This window comes from Pseudomonas sp. AP3_22 TE3818 (assembly GCF_053628995.1).
In genome coordinates this window covers 1,697,015-1,716,515 of record NZ_JBRJHL010000001.1, presented here as the reverse complement: position 1 = coordinate 1,716,515, position 19,501 = coordinate 1,697,015, and the positions used below count along the sequence as shown (strand labels likewise).

Sequence of the window (19,501 nt, the reverse complement as noted above, 5' to 3'; positions counted from 1 at the left end):
CGCAATCGCGGGCAAGCCACGCTCCCACAGGATTTACGCACATTCTTGTGGGAGCGTGGCTTGCCCGCGATGAGGCCGGTTCAACCGCCGATGATCTTCATGACTGTCGCGCCGCCGGAGAACGCCACTTCCTGCTTGTCCCCCAAGGCTTTCACCAGGAGTCTCTGCAAGGCCGGCAGCGCCTGGTGGCGCGGTTTGTCCAGCAGGTCACCGACGTAATGGCGATTGCTCGACGACAGGCAGCCATGCAGCCACCCGGTGGAAGACAAGCGCAGTCGCGAGCAGGTCCGGCAGAACGGCACACTTTCGTTGGCGATCACGCCGAAGTAACCCTGGCCGGGAATTTCATATCGAACCGCCGTTGCATCGACCGGGGCATCGGCCTGCAGATATTCATAGCGCTCGCCGATCAGGCTCAGCAATTGCTGGAGGCTGACGAACTGCTGCAAAAAGGCATTGGAATCGTTGGCCAGGTGGCCCATGCGCATCAGCTCGATGAAGCGCAGTTCATAACCACGCTCCAGGCAGTAGTCGAGCAGTGGCATCACTTGATCCAGGTTCTGCCCACGCAGCGGCACCATGTTGACCTTGATCTTCATGCCGGCCGCTCTGGCCTCGTTCATGCCGTCGAGCACGGTGGCCAGGTCGCCGCCCCGGGCAATGCCGCGGAACGCACTGGCGTCGAGGGTATCGAGGGAAACGTTGAGGCGCCGAATGCCGGCGTTCACCAGCAGCGGCAGTTTCTTCGCCAGCAACTGGCCATTGGTGGTCAGGCTGATATCTTCCAGGCCCATCTGCCCGACCGCTGTCATGAAGGCTTCGAGTTTCGGGCTGACCAGCGGCTCGCCGCCAGTAATGCGCAGACGCTCGATCCCTGCCGCCTCAATCAGATAAGCCACACCGCGTGCCATCGCTTCGGCCGACAATTCATCCTGCGCAGCCACCAGCCGCTTGCCGTTGGGCACACAGTAGGTACAGGCGTAATTGCAGGCAGAGGTCAGACTGATTCGCAAGTTGCGAAAACGCCTGCCTTGACGGTCAACGATCATGGTCACTCCGGCGGAAGAATATCGGGCCGCTAAAACTTGACTCAGAAATCAAGTTTTAGCAAGTCCTCTACCTGAGTATATTCCTGCAGTACTGCGCCAAGTAGCAAAATCATGGCGCAATAAGGCAACTGAATGGCTCAGCTGCCGGAAGTGTCGGTGTCACGCTTGCGTTTGTTGCCCATGCGCACGCCGATGTCCATCAGGAACTGGAAGAAACCTTCCTGATCTTCCAGCACATTGCTCCAGAACGGCGAGTGATACAGCGCGACGGCGCCGTGCACCAACGCCCAGGACGCGCAGTAGTGGAAGTAAGGTGGCACGTCTTCCAGCTTGCCTTCGCTGATCCGGCCCTTGATCAGCAGGGTCAGGCGTTCGAAGTTCGAGGCACGGATCTTGTGCAGCTCCTCGATCATCTCCGGCACCTGGTTGCCCTTGACCACTTTCTCTTCGAGGCGGTCGAACAGGCGATAGCGTTGTGGATCGCGCATGCGGAATTCGAAGTAGGCCCGGGACAGGGCTTCCTTGTCCTTATCGACATCGGCCGAATGCAGCAGTGCGTTCAAATCGCGCTCGTAGTCGAGCATCAGGCGCAGATAGATTTCCGCCTTGGATTTGAAGTGCTTGTAGATCGTGCCTTTGCCGATACCGACGGCATCAGCAATCATCTCGACGGTGACACTGTCTTCACCTTGTTCGAGGAACAGCTTAAGCGCGGTATCGAGAATTTCCTGCTCGCGGCGACGAAACTCACGGACCTTACGAGGTTCTTTATGCATAAGAAAAGGTCTGTCGGGGTCAAAATTCGAAGCCGCGTATTATGCCTAACTTACGCAAAAATGCACGGATCATCCGACCATATCTGCGCTTTCCAGTCATTCCGCGGACGATTGCCGGTTGATGAGAACTCTTCCGAAGCGCACGTATTCCAAATTTGTTTAAAAACCCTGACCAGCAAACTGGACGAGGCGCAATCCTGATCAATACTTGAACTGTCGGCGGGGCATCTCCCCCAAGTGTCACGCCGATATTGGTACCAACGGACCGCGTGCCATTGTTTTACTCCTAATGGTCTTAACCCGGATTCACCCCCCAGAACCCGGGTTTTTTTTGCCTGCGATTTAACCTTTTACGTGCGCCAGCGGGAACAGCCGCTTGAAATTGGCCGTGGTCTGCTCGGCAAACCGCTCGTAGGGTTCACCACGCAACATTGCCAGAAATTCCGCTACTTCACGCACGTACTGCGGCAGATTTGGCTTGCCGCGATGGGGAATCGGCGCCAGGTAGGGCGAGTCGGTTTCCACCAGCAACCGGTCGGCCGGCACCTTGCTGGCCACGTCGCGCAACGCATCGGCATTGCGAAAAGTGACAATCCCGGACAAGGAAATGTAATAGCCCATGTCCAGCGCGGCCTTCGCCATTTCCCAGTCTTCGGTAAAGCAGTGCAATACGCCCGCCTGGGGCAGTGCCGCTTCGCGCAACAAGTCCAGGGTATCGGTGCGGGCCCCACGGGTGTGGATGATCACCGGTTTGCCGGTCTGCTGCGCCGCTTGCAGGTGCAGGCGAAAGGATTCCTGCTGCAACTGCGCCGCTTCCGGCTCGTAGTGGTAATCGAGGCCGGTTTCGCCGATGGCGACCACGCGCGGGTGATTGAGCTCCTGCAACAGCCAGTCCAGCGCTGGCGCGGCACCGGGCTGTACATCCAGAGGGTGCACGCCCACCGAGCAATCGACGTCGTCATAACGTTCGGCCAGGGCTTTGACGTCGGCGGCGTTGTCCGCGCTGACACCGATACACAGAAAGTGCCCTACCCCGCGCTGCCGGGCGGCATCCAGGGCAGCATCCAGGGAGCCGTCGTGGGCGGCCAGATCGAGGCGATCGAGGTGACAATGGGAATCTACGAGCATAAAGGGCTGCAACTTACATCGAATGGGTGGGACGGTCGGGTGTACTGATAGATTCTAGGCGCAGACAGTCATCTTTGGGCAGGCAACGACGCCCATTGCACCAGCAAGGCCTCCAGCAGCAAGGCCGGATTGAGGTTGGCCTTGCTCAAGACTTTCTGTCGCTGGGCGAGAATCCAGTCCTGAATATCGAGGACTTTGCCCTGGGCGGTTTTCTGCGCCAGGTATTGCACGACCTTGCGCATGTCGGCCAGGCCGAGGCCAGCTTCGTCCTGGGTCAATTGATAGCGCAGGATCAGGCTCGACCAGTCGCAGAACCAATCGAACAGGCGCAACATCGGAATGTTTTTCCATTCTTCGGCCAGTTGCGTCGGCGACTGCTGTTGCTTGAGGAGCTTCTTCACCCCTTCCACGACTTGCATGCGCTGCTCACGCACGCCCTGGGCCTGGAGATTGACCGCCGCCAGTGGCGAACCTGCGGCCAGCGTCAGCAACTCGACGCGCTCCTCTTCGGAACATTCCGGCAACGCCTGGGCGAGCCACTTCAAGCTCATGGCCTCGCCCGGCAGCGGGCAGGCCTGCTGCACGCAGCGACTCTTGATGGTGGGCAACAAGCGGCTCGGCTGATGGCTGACCAATAACAAAACCGTATCGCCGGACGGTTCTTCAAGGCTCTTGAGCAAGGCATTGGCGGCGTTGATGTTCATCGACTCGACCGGCTCGATCAGCACCACTTTGCGCCCGCCCAACTGCGCGGTCTGCACCACGAAACCGACCAGATCGCGAACCTGATCGACCTTGATCGCCTTGTCGGCTTCCTCCGGTTCAAGGATGTAGTTATCCGGGTGGCTGCCAGCCTTGAGCAGCAGACAGGATTTGCATTCGCCGCAGGCCTCCAGCGCCTTCGGGCGCTGGCACAGCAAACTGGCCATCAGGCGCTCGGCCAGTGCCCGCTTGCCGATCCCGGCCGGGCCATGCAGCAGGTAGGCGTGCGCATGCTGCGCACGACCCGCCAGGTGCTGCCAGAGGTTTTCCTGCCACGGATAGGCCTCAGCCACGGTTCAACTCCAGCAGGCGTGGCAACAAGGCATCCAGCGATTGCTGAACCTGTGCCAACGGTTGGGCCGCATCGACCAGCACATAACGCGCCGGATCGGCCTTGGCCCGGTTGAGGAACGCATGGCGTACGGCATCGAAAAAGGTCCGGCCTTCGAGTTCGAAGCGATCCAGGCGGCCGCGGGCGCTGGCGCGGGCCAGGCCGACCTCGACAGGCAGATCGAAAATCAGTGTGAGGTCCGGGCGCAGATCGCCTTGAACGAAGGTTTCCAGAGCCGCGATGCGCTCAAGCGACAAGCCACGGCCGCCGCCCTGGTAGGCGTAAGTCGAATCGGTAAAACGATCACACAAGACCACGGCACCACGGGCCAGCGCCGGGCGAATCACTTCAGCCAGGTGCTGGGCACGCGCCGCGAACACCAACAGCAACTCGGTATCCGGGTTCATGACTTCGTCGACGGGAGCCAGCAGCACTTCACGGATGCGCTCGGCCAACGGCGTGCCCCCCGGTTCGCGGGTCAGCACCACCTCGATGCCGGCGGCGCGCAAGCGCTCGGCCAAGTATTCGCGATTGGTGCTCTTGCCGGCGCCTTCCGGGCCTTCCAGAGTAATAAACAAGCCAGTCACAGGCAGTCCTTGGTCAGAGTCATTGCGGGCTTTTCGGTGCGCTTGCATCGGGTTCCGGTGTTTCGGGAGCTGGCGCCGGATCTTGCGCCGGCACTTGCGGCAGCGCCTCGGGAGCCGTGTTCGGTGAAGCGGCCGGGATCGGTGCCAGCTCCTGCGAAGCCTTGGCCTCCTGCGTACCGTTTTGCTCAGTCTGGGTCGGCGCTGTCTCTGACGTGGCAGTGGGCGCCGGACTGGAGCGGTAATCGGCGCGACGCTTGAGCTGGAACTCCTTCACGGCATTGTTGTGGGCATCCAGGTCGTCGGAGAACACGTGAGTGCCATCACCTCGCGCCACGAAGTAGAGACTGTTGCCCTCCACCGGATTGAGCGCCGCATGGATGGCTTCGCGACCGACCATGGAAATCGGCGTCGGCGGCAGGCCCGCATTCATGTAGGTGTTATAAGGCGTCGATTCCTTGAGGTGAGCCCGGGTCAGCTTGCCGCTGTAGCGGTCGCCGAGACCGTAGATCACCGTCGGATCGGTCTGCAGCAGCATGCCCATCGCCATCCGCCGTACAAACACGCCGGCAATCTGCCCGCGCTCCTGTGGTACGCCGGTCTCCTTCTCGACCAGCGAGGCCATGATCAGCGCTTGATAGGGTTCGGTGTACGGCGCATCCGCGGCGCGCTGTTCCCATTCCCTGGCGAGTACTTCGTCGAGGCGGTCGTAGGCGGTTTTCAGCAGCTCGATATCGGACATGCCGCGCACGTAACGATAGGTGTCAGGGAAGAAGCGCCCTTCCGGAAAAATCCCGGTGTGGCCGAGCTTGTCCATGACCTGGCTATCGCTCAAACCGTCGAGGCTATGATCGAGTTTCTCTTCCTTGGCCAGCGCTGCGCGAACCTGGCGGAAATTCCAGCCTTCGACCAGGGTCAGGCTGTACTGAACCATTTCCCCGCGTTTCCACAGGTCGATCAGGCCTTCGACGGTCATGCCCGGCTTCATGCGGTATTCACCGCTGTGCAGGGGTTGTTTGGCGAGATTGAAGCGCCAATACACGCGCAGCCAGAAGGCGTCCTTGATGACGCCATCGGCTTCAAGTCGGTAGAAGGTGCGGGTCGGCGTGGTGCCCTTGGGCACATCCAGCAATTGTTCCTGGACAATGTTCAGCGGCTGTACCAGCGCCGAATGAATTTTCCAGGCTGAAGCACCCATCAGCAGCCCTGCCAAAACCACTCCGGTTTCCAGCAGCAGCAAGAGTTTACGTCTCACGTATCAAGCATCCAGTAGCACACGGGCAATGGTTTGGAGTTTACGGGTGAGCGGCCCAACCGGCCAGTGAAGAGCAGCATAAGCACGCACCGGCCAGATACCATACACGCTGTTGCAGACAAAGACTTCGTCAGCCCATTGCAGCTGTTCGAGGGGAATGTCGGTGATTTGCGCGGGGATTCCCAGCGATCTGGCCTGAAACAATAGTTCGGCACGCATCACCCCCGCCACGCCGCAGCGCTTGAGATCAGCCGTGATGAGCACACCGTCACGCACCAGGAACAGATTGCTGAACACGCCTTCGATCACGCGCCCGGCCTGATCGAGCATCAAGCCTTCGGCATGCTCGGTGTCCTGCCATTCGGCACGGGCGAGGACTTGCTCAAGTCGATTGAGGTGCTTGAGGCCGGCCAGTAATGGCTGCCTGGACAATCGTGTGGTGCAGGGAAACAGACGAACACCCTGCTCGCCATGCGCGGCAGCATAGGCTGCAGGTGGATTGCCTTGCAGAATGCGTCGGGCCTGGGCCGAAGGATCGGGAGCGTAACCGCGCAGACCGTCGCCGCGGGTGAGAATGAGCTTGAGCACCCCGTCACCCAATGCGGCGGCGTAGGCCAGCAGTTCGCTGCGGATCAATTCCTGATCGGCAGCAAGCGCCAGACGCGAACAGCCATCCGCCAGACGCGACAGATGCCGCTCCAGCAACACGGGTTGCCCGTTGCGCACGGCGATGGTCTCGAACAGACCATCGCCATAAGCCAGGCCGCGATCCTTCAGCGACAGAGCGTCTGCCGGCTGACCGTCGACCCAGCAGTCCATCAGCCTGCGAACCGGCGGAACACCAGCGAGCCATTGGTGCCGCCAAAACCGAAGGAGTTGGACACGACCACATCGATATCCATGTTGCGCGCGGTGTGCGGCACGAAATCGAGGTCGCAGCCTTCATCCGGCTCATCAAGGTTGATGGTCGGCGGCGCTACCTGGCTGTTGATGGCCAGCACGCTGAAGATCGCCTCGACCGCGCCCGCCGCACCCAGCAGGTGGCCGGTCATGGACTTGGTGGAACTGACGGCCAACTTGTAGGCATGCTCGCCGAACACCGACTTGATCGCATTGACTTCAGCGAGATCGCCGGCGGGAGTCGAGGTGCCGTGGGCGTTGATGTACTGCACTTGATCGCCATTGATCTTGGCATCGCGCAGCGCATTGGTGATGCAGCGCGCAGCACCCGCACCATCGGCTGGCGGCGAGGTCATGTGGTAGGCATCGCCACTGGTACCGAAGCCGATCAGCTCGGCGTAGATGGTCGCACCACGGGCCTTGGCGTGCTCCAGTTCTTCCAGAACCAGTGCACCGGCACCATTGGACAGCACGAAGCCGTCGCGGCCCTTGTCCCATGGACGGCTGGCGCGGGTCGGCTCGTCGTTGCGGGTAGACAGCGCGCGGGAGGCACCGAAGCCGCCCATGCCCAGGCCGCAGGCCGCCATCTCGGCGCCGCCGGCAATCATCACGTCGGCTTCGTCGTACATGATGTTGCGGGCTGCCATGCCAATGCAGTGGGTACCGGTGGTACAGGCCGTGGCGATGGCGTAGTTAGGTCCCTGTGCCCCCAGATGGATCGACAGGAAACCGGAAATCATATTGATGATCGAGCCTGGCACGAAGAACGGGGAAATCCGTCGTGGGCCAGTCTCGTGCAGGGTGCGGCTGGTTTCTTCGATATTGGTCAGTCCGCCAATACCCGATCCCATGGCCACGCCGATGCGTTCGCGGTTGGCGTCGGTGACTTCAAGACCGGCGTTGCGCACCGCCTGAAAACCTGCGGCCAGACCGTATTGAATGAACAGGTCGAGCTTGCGGGCTTCCTTGACCGACAGGTATTCCTCGACATTGAAGTCCTTTACCGAGCCGCCAAAACGGGTGGAATAGGCAGAAAGGTCGGTGTGTTCGATCAGACCAATGCCACTGCGGCCAGCCAGAATGCCCTGCCAGCTGCTCGGCACATCCGTGCCCAGTGGCGACAACATACCCATACCGGTGACTACGACGCGTCTACGCGACACAGCACTCTCCTTTTTTCAAATGACGACTTTGCATCAGGCCTAAAGAAAAAACCGCACGCCATGATGGCAGTGCGGTTTTTCCATGACAGCGAGCAACGATTACAAACTATTACGCCTGGTGGCTAGTAACGTAGTCGATTGCAGCTTGTACAGTAGTGATCTTCTCGGCTTCTTCGTCAGGGATTTCGGTCTCGAATTCCTCTTCCAGAGCCATCACCAGCTCAACGGTGTCAAGGGAGTCGGCACCCAGGTCTTCAACGAAGGAAGCAGTGTTGACCACTTCTTCTTCTTTAACGCCCAGTTGCTCAGCAACGATTTTCTTGACGCGCTCTTCGATGGTGCTCATACCTTGTTTTCACTCCTAATGGACAAATTCAGGCAGCTGGCCAGTGGGTAAGTGTATAGAAAGGCTTTTCAGCTTTTCAACTGAAAGCTTCACTCCTCGAACCCGGTGACCCTCTGCCTATAAATAGATTGCAGCTTTATAACGGATTTTAGACAGCTCGTATGACATTTTTTTGAAGCAATCCGTCACATTTGAATTACATGTACATCCCGCCGTTCACCGGGATTGTAGCTCCGGTAACGTAAGCCGCACCGTCCGACGCAAGAAAAGCGACCACGGACGCGATCTCTTGAGCTTGCCCCAGACGACCCAGCGGAATCTGCGACTGCAAGGCTTCACGCTGCGCCTCGGGCAGTTCACGGGTCATATCGGTATCGATGAACCCTGGGGCCACCGAGTTTACCGTAATCGCACGCGAACCGACTTCACGCGCCAATGCACGGCTGAAACCTTCCAGACCGGCCTTGGCGGCAGCGTAGTTTACTTGGCCTGCGTTGCCCATGGCACCCACAACCGAACCAATACTGATAATTCGGCCCCAACGGGCTTTGGTCATGCCACGCAAAACGCCCTTGGACAGGCGGAACAGACTGTTCAGGTTGGTATCGACAACGTCGTGCCACTCGTCGTCTTTCATGCGCATCATCAGGTTATCGCGGGTGATACCGGCATTGTTGACCAGGATCGCCGGCGCACCAAACTGCTCCTGGATGCTCGCCAGGACCGCCGCCACGGACTCGTCACTGGTGACATTGAGTTCCAGGCCGGTGCCTTGAATTCCGTTTTCCTTCAGGGTCGCGGCAATACGCTCGGCACCCGACGCGGAAGTCGCGGTACCGACAACGATGGCGCCCTGACGACCCAGTTCCAGGGCGATAGCCTGGCCGATGCCACGGCTTGCACCGGTGACCAGTGCAACTTTACCTTGCAGACTCATGCAAGCTTCTCCTGATTCAGGCCAACGCTGCACGGGCGGCAGCGAAAGCGTCTGGGGTATTGAGGTTGGATGTCGATACGCCTTCGGCGCAACGCTTGTTCAGACCGGCCAGCACTTTACCCGGGCCGCACTCGACCAGATTGGTCGCGCCCCTGGCAGCCAGCGCCTGTACGGACTCGACCCAGCGTACGGGTTTGTACAGCTGTTCGAGCAGATCACGCTTGAGGGTTTCCAGATCGGCCGGCACTTCGGCGCTGACGTTCTGGACCACAGGAATCTGTGGCGCCTGCCAGTTGATCGCGGCGATCGATTCGGCGAAACGCTCGGCAGCCGGACGCATCAGCTCGCAGTGGGACGGCACGCTGACCGGCAGCGGCATGGCACGCTTGGCACCACGCGCCTTGCAGCCTTCGATGGCGCGTTCAACCGCAGCCTTGGCACCGGCGATGACCACCTGGCCCGGGGAATTGAAGTTCACCGCACTGACCACTTCGCCTTGCGCCGCTTCGGCACAGGCGGCCAGTACGTCGGCATCGTCCAGGCCGAGGATGGCGGCCATGCCGCCCTGCCCGGCCGGAACGGCTTCCTGCATCAATTGGCCACGACGCTCGACGAGTTTCACCGCATCGCCCAGGCTCAGGCTGCCCGCTGCCACCAGCGCGCTGTATTCACCCAGGCTGTGCCCGGCGACGTAGGCCGGACGCGCACCACCTTCGGCCAGCCACAGACGCCACAGGGCGATCGAGGCGGTCAGAATGGCCGGCTGGGTTTTATCGGTTTGATTGAGTTGCTCTTCCGGCCCTTGCTGGGTCAGTGCCCACAGGTCGTAACCCAGTGCATCGGAAGCTTCTTTGAATGTTTCAAGGACAACCGGGTGTTGTGCGCCCAGCTCGGCCAGCATGCCGAGGGACTGCGAACCCTGTCCCGGGAAGACGAATGCGAGGGAAGCAGACATGTAACAAGCCCCTAATGATCTTGTCGTCGGAGAATTGGCGCCCCGCTTTGGGGACGCAAGAAACTGACAGTTGGATGGCCCATCGAACCAAGCGGTCACATTTAAGCATTGTCCGACGAAAACGCCTAAAGCAACAAATCCTCCAGACGACCGTGCAGGCGCTCGGGAAGATTTTCCTGAATCTCGATCATGGCGCGCGAAATGGCGCTTTGGAAACCCTGGACCCCGGCAGAACCGTGGCTCTTCACCACAATCCCCTGCAAGCCGAGAAAGCTCGCGCCGTTATGCCGGGCAGGCGCCAGGTCGGCCTGCAGACGCTTCATCAACGGCAGCGCCAGTGCGCCGACCGCACGTGAGGCCAGGTTCTTCTTGAACAACGCCTCGATACGCCCGGCAATCATGGTCGCCAGACCTTCGCTGGATTTGAGCAGGATGTTGCCGACAAAACCGTCACACACCACCACATCCGCTTCGCCACGGTACAAACCGTCGCCCTCGATAAAGCCGATGTAATTGATGCCCCGGGCGCCTTGCAACAAAGTCGCCGCCAGCTTGACCTGCTGATTGCCCTTGATGTCTTCGGTACCGATGTTCAGCAACGCCACCCGTGGACGGCTAATGCCCAGCGTCTCTGCCGCCACCGAGCCCATGACCGCAAACTGCAACAGATGCTCGGCACTGCAATCGACGTTGGCACCCAGGTCGAGCAATTGGCAGTAACCCTTTTGTGTCGGGATCGCCGCCACCATGGCCGGACGGTCAATGCCCGGCAGGGTCTTGAGCACGAAGCGCGACAACGCCATCAACGCCCCGGTATTGCCCGCACTGACACAGGCCTGGACTTTACCGTCGCGCAGCAACTCAAGGGCCACGCGCATCGACGAGTCGGGCTTGCCTCGCAAGGCCTGGGCGGGCTTGTCGTCCATGCTGATGACTTCGCTCGCCGGAGCAATCGACAGGCGCGCGCGATCCACAGCCGAACAGCCAGCGATCAATTCTTCAAGAAGGGAGGGTTGACCGACGAGGGTCAGGTGCAGCGAGGGTGTAGCGGACAGGCAAGCAAGGCTGGCCTGGACAATGCTGCGGGGACCGAAGTCCCCGCCCATTGCGTCAATCGCGATGACTTGAGCGGACAAGTGATTACTCGTCAGCGCCCTTGTCGATCACTTTACGGCCACGGTATACGCCTTCTGGCGATACGTGGTGACGCAGGTGAACTTCACCGGTGGTTTTTTCTACAGACAGGGTGCTAGCCTCGAGAGCGTCGTGCGAACGGCGCATGTCACGGGCAGAGCGGGATTTTTTGTTCTGCTGAACAGCCATAATTGATTAACTCCTAAACGTTTGGGTCACGCTTTAACTGCGCCAATACACTGAACGGGTTGGACCGCGTTACCTCGTCCTCGCTCGGTTCGGGCTCATCTGCTCCCGCCGGCTGCTGGCATTCTTCCGGATGATGAGCAGGCACAATGGGCAAGGCGAGCAGAAGCTCCTCCTCGATCAGTGACTGCAGATCCAATGGATCTTCGCCCAGTTCCAGCACGTCATAACCTTTCGGCAACGACTGGGTATTCGCACCCTCCTTCACCACAGCGTAACTGCATTCGCTGTGGATCGGCAGGGTGACCAGCTCAAGACAACGCTGGCAAACCATTTTGACTTCAGTGTCGATAAAGCTGTGGATGACCACAGATTTACGTTCATCTCGTTCAAAAACGAATTTAGCCTGCACCGTACCGACATTGTCGGAAAGCGGGTCGCAGAGTCTCTCCAAATCGGCCAGCAGCATTTCACCTTGAAGGGTGGTGCCACGATCAGCCAATTTGCGCGGGTCAACGTGAGGTGGAATCGGGTCATTCAACATAGGCGCAGCATTATAGGGATGCACCCGCCCATGTCAAAGGAAATTCAGCCCTGTCCGTCACTTGGAAGCCTCGCTAGAATTCGCACCTGCCTTATGGAGATGCGCATGCTGCCTTTATTACTCGCTTCCGGCTCGGTCTATCGCCGGGAATTGCTGGCCCGCCTGCAACTGCCGTTCACCTGCAGTTCGCCGGATATCGACGAAAGCCATCGCCCGGGCGAATCCGCCATCACACTGGTCAAGCGCCTTGCCGAAGAGAAAGCGCGCGCCCTGGCCGCCAGCCATACCGCTCATCTGATAATCGGCTCCGACCAGGTCGCCGTGCTGGGAGAGCGGATAATCGGCAAGCCCCACACCTTCGAAAAAGCCCGCGAACAACTGCTGGCCGCCAGCGGCACCAGCGTGACCTTCCTGACCGGCCTGGCCCTGCTCAACAGCCGGACAGGGCACTGCCAGGTCGATTGCGTGCCGTTCACCGTACACATGCGCACACTCGACGCGACCCGCATCGAGCGCTACCTGCACGCCGAGCAGCCCTACGATTGCGCCGGCAGCTTCAAGGCCGAAGGCCTGGGTGTCAGCCTGTTTCGCAGCACCGAGGGACCTGACGCGACCAGCCTGATCGGCCTGCCGCTGATTCGCCTGATCGACATGCTATTGGTCGAAGGCGTGCAAATACCCTGAGCACTGTAGGAGCCGGCTTGCTGGCGAACCAGGCGACGCGGTGTGCCAGGTATGCCGCCTTCGCTGGCAAGCCAGCTCCTACGGATCCTGCGAAAGCAAAAAAACCGGCCACGCAGGCCGGTTTTTTTTCATGTCACCCCGCAATCAGCGCAACGACGGACCGTTAAACCCCATCCACATCGCCAAATGCTCAGCCACGCTGGCACCGAGCTTTTTCGAGAAGCGATCGAATGGCGACTCCTGAACGGTAAAGTCCACCAGTTCTTTCTCGCCGATCACATCCCGCGCAACCGAACTGGCATTGCCCAGCCCATCGATCAATCCCAGCGGCAGCGCCTGTTCGCCGGACCAGACCAGGCCGGAGAACAGCTCCGGATGCTCCTTGTCCTTCAGGCGGTCGCCGCGCCCTTGCTTGACGCTGTTGATGAATTGTTTGTGGGTCGTATCGAGCACACTTTGCCAGAAGGCGGTTTCTTCCGGCTTCTGTGGCTGGAACGGGTCAAGGAACGACTTGTGTTCGCCCGAGGTGTAAGTGCGACGCTCGACACCCAGTTTCTCCATGGTGCCGACAAAGCCGTAACCGGCCGCCGTCACACCGATGGAGCCGACCAGGCTCGCCTTGTCGGCGTAGATCTGATCCGCCGCGCTGGCGATGTAATAAGCACCGGAAGCCCCCAGGTCGGAAATGACCGCATAGAGCTTGGTGTCCGGATGCAGGCCGCGCAGACGACGGATCTCGTCATAGACATAACCCGACTGCACCGGACTGCCGCCCGGGCTGTTGATGCGCAGGATGACACCCTTGACCTTCTTGTCCTCGAAAGCCGCGCGCAGGCTGCCAACGATATTGTCTGCGCTGGCCGGCTCCTTGTCGGCAATCATGCCGGTCACATCGATCAATGCCGTGTAATTGGCACTCAGGGTAGCGGCCTTCTCCATATCCATCAGCGGCGAAAACAGTGCAATAGCGCCGAAAAGATACACAAACGTCAGCAACTTGAAGAATATTCCCCAGCGACGGGACCGGCGCTGCTCCTGCACACTGGCCAGCAGCGTCTTCTCCAGCAGCTTCCAGCTTTTGTCGTCACCGCCCTCTGCGCTCGCCTTGGCGGGCGCCTTCCATTCGTCGGTCATGCCGTCCACCCCAAAAACAACTGGTTAAGCCTGCTGACTCAGCCAGGCGTGCAATTCTGAAAAACGGTCGATGGCCAGTCGCGGCTTATACAACTTCAACGCATCGATCGATTGAGCGCCATAGCTTACGGCCACCGACCCCATGCCGGCGTTGCGTGCCATCTGCAAATCAAAGGACGAATCACCGACCATCAACGCCTGCTCCGGGCGCACCTCGCAATGCGCGAGAATTTGCTCGAGCATCAGCGGATGGGGCTTGCTGGCGGTCTCGTCGGCGGCACGGGTGATATCGAAGTAATCCTCCCAGCCATGGGCCTTCAGCACCCGATCCAGCCCGCGACGGGCCTTGCCGGTCGCCACAGCCAGATGATAACCCTCGGCACGAAATGCCTCGAGCGACTCGACCACACCCTCGAACAACGGCGAAGGCACGGCCTCCGACGCAATGTAATGTTCGGCGTAGTGTTCGCGAAACGCGATCAATTCGGCGTCATCGATCTCGGGGTACAGGGTGCGGATCGCTTCCGGCAAGCCCAGGCCGATGATGCCCTTGACGGCAAAATCGTCACGCTGTTCAAAACCAGAGCGCCGGGAGGCAACATGCATCGCCTCGACAATCCGGCCAATGGAGTCGGCCAGCGTGCCGTCCCAGTCGAAGATCAGCAGCTTGTAATCAGATGGGCGCACTCAATCGCTCCACAGTCTTGGCCCACATCTCGTCAACCGGCGCCTGCAACTTCAACTCGCCGCCATCAGGCAACGGCACGGTCAGCATGTAGGCATGCAGGAACAGGCGCTTGCCGCCCAGATCGCGGATTTCCTTGCTGAAACCTTCGTCACCATACTTGCTGTCGCCAGCGATGCAATGCCCGGCGTGCAAGGTATGCACGCGGATCTGGTGAGTCCGGCCGGTAATCGGTTTGGCTTCGATCAGGGTGGCAAAGTCGCCGAAGCGGCGCAGGACCTTGAACACGGTCACGGACTCCTTGCCCTCCTCCTCGTCGACCTCGACCATGCGCTCGCCGGAGCGCAGATTGCTCTTGCCCAGCGACGCACGGACTTGCTTGATCGAGCTCGCCCAGTTACCGCGCACCAGCGCCATGTAGCGCTTGTCGACGCCATCACCACGCAACGCGGTGTGCAAGTGACGCAACATGCTGCGTTTCTTGGCGATCATCAACAGGCCGGACGTGTCACGGTCGAGACGGTGAACCAGTTCGAGCTCCTTGCAATCGGGGCGCAACTGACGAAAGGCTTCGATCACCCCGAACGTCAGGCCGCTACCGCCGTGAACCGCAATGCCGGCGGGCTTGTTGATCACGATCAGGGCTTTGTCTTCGAAGACAATCGAGGCTTCGAGCCGCTGCAGCAGGCCTTGTGCCAGTGGCACCGGCTCGTCGCGCTCAGGCACGCGAACCGGCGGCACGCGCACGATATCGCCCGCCTGCAGCTTGTACTCGGGCTTGATCCGACCTTTGTTCACGCGCACTTCGCCCTTGCGCAAAATGCGGTAAATCAAGGTCTTGGGCACGCCTTTGAGCCGGGCGAGAAGGAAATTATCAATACGTTGGCCGGCATATTCCGGCGAGACCTCAAGCAGTTGTACGCCTGGAGTCGGGGGGGTAGTCGTCGTCATGCCGCGGATGATAACAATTTTTTATGGAATTGAAGCACTTAATCATTGCTGCTATAGTCGCGAACGCCGCCAAAAGCGGCCTGGACAGCGGACCAACGGTCAAAAACCGGCCCTGACCAACGCAATTCACCAGGACGCGAGGCCGTCCTACGGGGCTTTCGCTACGTAACGGTGGAGTTTGCAGGTGTAACGAGCGCAGGTGACATGAGGCCTGAATCACGCCACAAAGCAGAGTTTTCCACTCGTTTTGCGAGCCATATTCACGGCCAGTTCACAAAGTGCAGTCAGCTGCGAATGACCCCGAGCGAAGGCATCGGAAACAACGCCTAAATTAGCCATGATGCGTGACCTCCCCTTTCGGAGCTCACGGTAAATGCCAACCCGCTGCGGATTCTGCGCGCGGCAGCACCCGAATTATCAGGGATACGTGTAGGGTGGAGATGCACAACCGCCGGACTGTGTAGCAACAGGCTTTCTCCAGACGCTTCATCTCGTCCACAGCCGCTGGTTGATTCCTCCTCCTGACTGAGTGCTTAAGTAGCCACAGCAAGCAGGACGCGTACGTCGCGATGAAGGCCCACATTGGCCGGACTTCGCTGGACACGGGAAATGGCCAACCACTCCCGACGCACCTGACACCGACCGTGAGAAGTCGTGTGTGCCGAACGCCGTTTCCGGCAGCCCGGAAACCGACGGTACTACATGAAAAGAATGCTGATTAACGCAACTCAACCCGAAGAGTTGCGTGTTGCACTGGTAGATGGCCAGCGCCTCTACGACCTGGACATCGAATCCGGTGCACGCGAGCAGAAGAAGGCCAACATCTATAAAGGCCGGATTACTCGCATCGAACCAAGCCTCGAGGCTGCCTTTGTCGATTTCGGCTCTGAGCGCCACGGCTTCCTGCCCCTCAAAGAAATCTCCCGCGAATACTTCAAGAAAGCCCCGGAAGGTCGCGTCAACATCAAGGACGTCCTGAGCGAAGGCCAGGAAGTCATCGTTCAGGTCGAAAAAGAAGAACGTGGCAACAAGGGCGCCGCCCTGACCACCTTCATCAGCCTGGCCGGTCGTTACCTGGTGCTGATGCCGAACAACCCGCGTGCCGGCGGTATCTCCCGTCGCATCGAAGGCGAAGAGCGCAACGAACTGCGTGAAGCCCTCAACGGCCTGGTTGCCCCGGCCGACATGGGTCTGATCGTGCGCACTGCCGGCCTGGGCCGCAGCAGCGAAGAAATGCAGTGGGACCTCGACTACCTGCTGCAACTGTGGACCGCCATCAAGGAAGCCTCGCTGGACCGCGCCGCGCCGTTCCTGATCTACCAGGAAAGCAACGTGATCATCCGCGCGATCCGCGACTACCTGCGCCAGGACATCGGCGAAGTGCTGATCGACAGCGTTGAAGCCCAGGACGAAGCCCTGACCTTCATCCGCCAGGTGATGCCGCAGTACGCCAGCAAGATCAAGCTCTACGAAGACAGCGTTCCGCTGTTCAACCGTTTCCAGATCGAAAGCCAGATCGAAACCGCTTTCCAGCGCGTCGTCGAACTGCCTTCCGGCGGCTCCATCGTGATCGATCCGACCGAAGCCCTGGTGTCCATCGACATCAACTCGGCGCGCGCCACCAAAGGCAGCGACATCGAAGAAACCGCGCTGCAGACCAACCTTGAAGCGGCCGAAGAAATCGCCCGTCAGTTGCGCCTGCGCGACATCGGCGGCCTGATTGTCATCGACTTCATCGACATGACCCCTGCCAAGAACCAGCGCGCCGTGGAAGAAAAAGTCCGCGAATGCCTGGAAGCCGACCGCGCTCGCGTGCAAGTCGGTCGCATCTCGCGCTTCGGCCTGCTGGAAATGTCCCGTCAGCGCCTGCGTCCGTCCTTGGGCGAAAGCAGCGGCATCGTCTGCCCGCGTTGCAACGGCACCGGCATCATCCGTGACGTTGAATCGCTGTCCCTGGCGATCCTGCGCCTGATCGAAGAAGAAGCCCTGAAAGACCGTACCGCCGAAGTTCGTGCACAAGTGCCGATCCCGGTGGCTGCGTTCCTGCTCAACGAAAAACGCAACTCGATCACCAAGATCGAACTGCGCACCCGCGCCCGCATCGTCATCCTGCCGAACGATCACCTCGAGACGCCGCACTTCGAAGTGCAACGCCTGCGTGATGACAGCCCGGAAGCGGCGACCAACCAGTCCAGCTACGAAATCGCCGCTGCCGCTGCCGAAGTCGAAGAAGTCCAGCCAGCCGCTGCGACCCGCACCCTGGTTCGCCAGGAAGCCGCGGTCAAGACTGCTCCGGCCCGCGCCAACGCTCCGGTTCCGACCGAAGTTGCCGCTCCGGCCCCGGCTCCGGCCGTCGTGCCTGAGCCAAGCCTGTTCAAAGGCCTGGTGAAGTCGCTGGTGAGCCTGTTCGCCACCAAGGAAGAGCCTGTCGCGCCGGTTGTGGTTGAAAAGCCAGCCGCCGAGCGTCCGGCCCGCAATGAAGAGCGTCGCAACGGTCGCCAGCAGAGCCGCAACCGTAACGGTCGCCGCGATGAAGAGCGCAAGCCTCGCGAAGAACGTGCACCGCGTGAAGAGCGTGCTCCGCGTGAAGAGCGGCAGCCACGCGAAGTGCGCGAGCCTCGCGAGACCCGTGAAGAAACGCCGGCAGTAGCTCGCGAAGAACGCGCACCACGCGCGCCTCGTGAAGAACGCGCACCGCGCGCTCCGCGTGAAGATCGCAAGCCACGTGGCGAGCGTGAAGAACGCGTGCGTGAACTGCGCGAGCCTCTGGATGCCGCTCCAGCTGCTCCGGCCGCCGCTGCTACCGCAGAAGAGCGTCCGGCTCGCCCGCCACGTGAAGAGCGTGCTCCACGCCCACCGCGTGAAGAGCGTCAGCCTCGTGCCGAACAAGCTGCCGCCGCTGCCGAAGAAGAACTGACCACCAACGAAGAGCAACTGCAGGAAGAAGGTCAGGAAAACGCCGAAGGCGATCGTCCACGCCGCCGTTCCCGTGGCCAGCGTCGTCGCAGCAACCGTCGCGAGCGGCAGCGTGACGCCAACGGCAACGTGATCGAAGGTTCGGAAGAGTCCGAGTCCGGCGAAAACGCTGAAGCGCCAAGCACTGCCGATCTGGCCGCCGGCCTGGCTGTCACCGCAGCCGTTGCCAGCAGCGTGATCAGCGCTCCAGCCGAAGCTGAAGCCAATGTGCAAGCCGAACGCGCCACTGCCGCGACCCTGGAAGCAGCTCCGGTTGAAGCGCCAGTCGTTGAAGCGACCACACCGGTCGAAGTCACCGCCTCGCCGGAAATCGAAGTGGCACCAGCGCCAGAAGCTCAGCCTGCTGTTGAAGCGGCTTTCGAGCCGGCCCCAGTGGTTGAAGCACCTGCCGTAGCTGCAGAAGCTGTCGTCGAGACCGTGACTGAAACCGTTCGCGAAGTGCGTGAAGAGCAAACGGCGTTCAACTGGGTGGCCGAGCCAGCCGTCGCTGAAACTGCTGCACCAGCCGCTGAAGCCGAAGTGGCTGAGGCCATGGTTTCCGAGCCGGTGGTTGCCGCCGCGGAGCCGGCTCCAGCGCCGGAGGTTGAAGCTCCTGTCGTTGAAGCTCCTGTTGTTGAAGCTCCGGTCGTTGCCCAAGCGCCTGCGCCGGTCGTCGAAGCCGCTCCTGTCAGCGCACTGACGCCAAGTGGCCGTGCGCCTAACGACCCGCGTGAAGTGCGTCGTCGCAAGCGTGAAGCCGAGCGTCTGCAGAAGGAAGCTGAACTGGCTGCCGCTGCGGCTCCGGTTGAAGCGGTTGAAGAAGCGCCTGCCCCGGCCGCCGAAGTGGTTGCCGAGCCGACTGAGTCGGTGATCCACGAAGCGCCGCGCTCCGTTCAGGAAGCGGTAGAGCAACACGAGCAAGCCCTGGAAAAAGAGCACGAGACCAAACCTCTCGCCTGATTCCATCGGCCACTGAAAAGCCCCGCCTGGTGAACCCAGGCGGGGCTTTTTTTATATCCGGACTTCACCGCAGTCCCTTGTG

19 protein-coding genes are annotated in these 19,501 nt (G+C 60.5%); 2 read left to right on the top strand and 17 right to left on the bottom strand.

Features of this window, described 5'->3' with window-relative positions; all coding sequences use genetic code 11:
* Positions 1 to 80 precede the first annotated feature (80 nt).
* The 14 genes from AB7M25_RS08035 to AB7M25_RS07970 all read right to left on the bottom strand — a co-directional run bounded on the left by AB7M25_RS08035 (position 81) and on the right by AB7M25_RS07970 (position 12,050).
* Positions 81 to 1,049, bottom strand: coding sequence for a GTP 3',8-cyclase MoaA (locus AB7M25_RS08035; RefSeq protein WP_429516640.1), 969 nt, complete (start codon positions 1,047 to 1,049; stop codon positions 81 to 83).
* A 137-nt stretch (positions 1,050 to 1,186) separates the two neighbouring features.
* The gene (locus tag AB7M25_RS08030) at positions 1,187 to 1,825 is read right to left on the bottom strand and encodes a TetR/AcrR family transcriptional regulator (protein ID WP_007977040.1); all 639 of its coding nucleotides are present in this window, start codon (positions 1,823 to 1,825) and stop codon (positions 1,187 to 1,189) included.
* Positions 1,826 to 2,167: 342 nt separating this feature from the next.
* Complete coding sequence (locus tag AB7M25_RS08025) at positions 2,168 to 2,953, bottom strand: TatD family hydrolase (protein ID WP_007977042.1); 786 nt, start codon at positions 2,951 to 2,953, stop codon at positions 2,168 to 2,170.
* A gap of 68 nt (positions 2,954 to 3,021) precedes the next feature.
* Complete coding sequence (locus AB7M25_RS08020; protein WP_429388617.1) at positions 3,022 to 4,008, bottom strand: DNA polymerase III subunit delta'; 987 nt, start codon at positions 4,006 to 4,008, stop codon at positions 3,022 to 3,024.
* Positions 4,001 to 4,633: a dTMP kinase gene (gene tmk, locus AB7M25_RS08015; protein ID WP_429388615.1), complete on the bottom strand. Its 633-nt coding sequence runs from the start codon at positions 4,631 to 4,633 to the stop codon at positions 4,001 to 4,003. The genes AB7M25_RS08020 and tmk overlap by 8 nt, the downstream gene beginning before the upstream one ends.
* Positions 4,634 to 4,652: 19 nt before the next feature.
* The gene (mltG, locus tag AB7M25_RS08010) at positions 4,653 to 5,885 is read right to left on the bottom strand and encodes an endolytic transglycosylase MltG (RefSeq protein WP_429516638.1); all 1,233 of its coding nucleotides are present in this window, start codon (positions 5,883 to 5,885) and stop codon (positions 4,653 to 4,655) included.
* 3 nt (positions 5,886 to 5,888) lie between these two features.
* Complete coding sequence (gene pabC, locus AB7M25_RS08005; RefSeq protein WP_429388611.1) at positions 5,889 to 6,704, bottom strand: aminodeoxychorismate lyase; 816 nt, start codon at positions 6,702 to 6,704, stop codon at positions 5,889 to 5,891.
* Positions 6,704 to 7,948, bottom strand: a complete 1,245-nt coding sequence (gene fabF, locus AB7M25_RS08000; RefSeq protein WP_015096381.1) for a beta-ketoacyl-ACP synthase II — start codon at positions 7,946 to 7,948, stop codon at positions 6,704 to 6,706. Before fabF ends, pabC begins: the two co-directional genes overlap by 1 nt.
* Before the next feature lie 109 nt (positions 7,949 to 8,057).
* Complete coding sequence (acpP, locus tag AB7M25_RS07995) at positions 8,058 to 8,294, bottom strand: acyl carrier protein (protein ID WP_003175607.1); 237 nt, start codon at positions 8,292 to 8,294, stop codon at positions 8,058 to 8,060.
* A gap of 196 nt (positions 8,295 to 8,490) precedes the next feature.
* Positions 8,491 to 9,231, bottom strand: coding sequence for a 3-oxoacyl-ACP reductase FabG (gene fabG / locus AB7M25_RS07990; protein ID WP_102700897.1), 741 nt, complete (start codon positions 9,229 to 9,231; stop codon positions 8,491 to 8,493).
* Between the two features lie 16 nt (positions 9,232 to 9,247).
* Positions 9,248 to 10,186 (bottom strand): ACP S-malonyltransferase, encoded by a 939-nt coding sequence (gene fabD, locus AB7M25_RS07985; protein ID WP_007977053.1) that lies wholly within the window; start codon positions 10,184 to 10,186, stop codon positions 9,248 to 9,250.
* A 125-nt stretch (positions 10,187 to 10,311) separates the two neighbouring features.
* On the bottom strand, positions 10,312 to 11,322 hold the full coding sequence (gene plsX / locus AB7M25_RS07980; protein WP_429388608.1) for a phosphate acyltransferase PlsX: 1,011 nt from the start codon (positions 11,320 to 11,322) through the stop codon (positions 10,312 to 10,314).
* A 4-nt stretch (positions 11,323 to 11,326) separates the two neighbouring features.
* Positions 11,327 to 11,509 (bottom strand): 50S ribosomal protein L32, encoded by a 183-nt coding sequence (gene rpmF / locus AB7M25_RS07975; protein WP_003179396.1) that lies wholly within the window; start codon positions 11,507 to 11,509, stop codon positions 11,327 to 11,329.
* 13 nt (positions 11,510 to 11,522) lie between these two features.
* Positions 11,523 to 12,050 carry a YceD family protein gene (locus AB7M25_RS07970; RefSeq protein ID WP_007942001.1) on the bottom strand — a complete coding sequence of 176 codons (528 nt, stop codon included), beginning with the start codon at positions 12,048 to 12,050 and terminating at the stop codon, positions 11,523 to 11,525.
* 105 nt (positions 12,051 to 12,155) lie between these two features.
* Between AB7M25_RS07970 and AB7M25_RS07965 the strand changes: the two genes are divergently transcribed.
* A complete protein-coding gene (locus tag AB7M25_RS07965; RefSeq protein WP_429388606.1) occupies positions 12,156 to 12,734 on the top strand; it encodes a Maf family protein in 579 nt (192 codons plus the stop codon).
* A 144-nt stretch (positions 12,735 to 12,878) separates the two neighbouring features.
* Here AB7M25_RS07965 and AB7M25_RS07960 read toward each other — a convergent pair whose 3' ends face one another.
* The 3 genes from AB7M25_RS07960 to rluC are packed head-to-tail and all read right to left on the bottom strand — an operon-like array spanning position 12,879 to position 15,504.
* Positions 12,879 to 13,868 (bottom strand): S49 family peptidase, encoded by a 990-nt coding sequence (locus AB7M25_RS07960; RefSeq protein ID WP_429516632.1) that lies wholly within the window; start codon positions 13,866 to 13,868, stop codon positions 12,879 to 12,881.
* A 24-nt stretch (positions 13,869 to 13,892) separates the two neighbouring features.
* Positions 13,893 to 14,555 (bottom strand): HAD-IA family hydrolase, encoded by a 663-nt coding sequence (locus tag AB7M25_RS07955; RefSeq protein ID WP_429560650.1) that lies wholly within the window; start codon positions 14,553 to 14,555, stop codon positions 13,893 to 13,895.
* Positions 14,542 to 15,504 carry a 23S rRNA pseudouridine(955/2504/2580) synthase RluC gene (rluC, locus tag AB7M25_RS07950; protein WP_429388600.1) on the bottom strand — a complete coding sequence of 321 codons (963 nt, stop codon included), beginning with the start codon at positions 15,502 to 15,504 and terminating at the stop codon, positions 14,542 to 14,544. Before rluC ends, AB7M25_RS07955 begins: the two co-directional genes overlap by 14 nt.
* Before the next feature lie 702 nt (positions 15,505 to 16,206).
* Here rluC and rne point away from each other — a divergent pair.
* Positions 16,207 to 19,419, top strand: coding sequence for a ribonuclease E (gene rne / locus AB7M25_RS07945; RefSeq protein WP_429388599.1), 3,213 nt, complete (start codon positions 16,207 to 16,209; stop codon positions 19,417 to 19,419).
* Positions 19,420 to 19,501 lie beyond the last annotated feature (82 nt).